This is a genomic window from Johnsonella ignava ATCC 51276 (assembly GCF_000235445.1).
Lineage (GTDB): Bacteria > Bacillota > Clostridia > Lachnospirales > Lachnospiraceae > Johnsonella > Johnsonella ignava.
Map to the genome: position 1 here is coordinate 1 of NZ_JH378871.1, position 536 is coordinate 536.

A 536-nucleotide genomic window follows, 5' to 3' on the forward strand; every position below is an offset into this window, starting at 1 on the left:
ATATGATTAGAACAAGTGAAATATCTGAAGTATTAGCTTCCTTGCAAAATATGAAAATTCCATATTATATAAACATTCCACTAGCTGTTATATTAAGATTTTTTCCTACTCTAAAACAGGATATTACTTGTATAAAGCAGGGAATTAAGACTAGAGGGATTGATATTTCTTTCCTTGGATTTTTAAAACATCCTTTTAAAGTTTATGAAATGATGTTGATTCCTATGTTAATGCGAATGTTATGTACTGCAACTGAGTTGTCGGCATCTGTTGAGACACGAGGACTTGGAGTTTCGTGTAAAAAAACTAGTTATACAGAAGTCAAATTTCGTATGCTTGATATGTTATTGCTAGTAATAATGATGGTATTTTATCTAGCTATCATCATTATGAAAATAAAAAATATTTAAAAACAAGGAGAATAATTATGGAAGAAAAAAAGAAATTTCAAATTAAAGATTTAATTATTACAGCACTAATGGTGTTATGCTCACAGGTTTTATATAGAGTGTTATCTTTTCTGTTCATATCGCCAT

The 536-nt window shown here is 28.4% G+C and carries 1 protein-coding gene and 1 pseudogene; both read left to right on the top strand.

The window, feature by feature from the left end:
• A partial coding sequence (locus HMPREF9333_RS12035; RefSeq protein WP_005542481.1) for an energy-coupling factor transporter transmembrane component T family protein occupies positions 1–410 on the top strand: 410 nt, incomplete at its 5' end.
• A 17-nt stretch (positions 411–427) separates the two neighbouring features.
• A pseudogene (locus HMPREF9333_RS13810) lies at positions 428–536 on the top strand (MptD family putative ECF transporter S component); the annotation flags it as partial.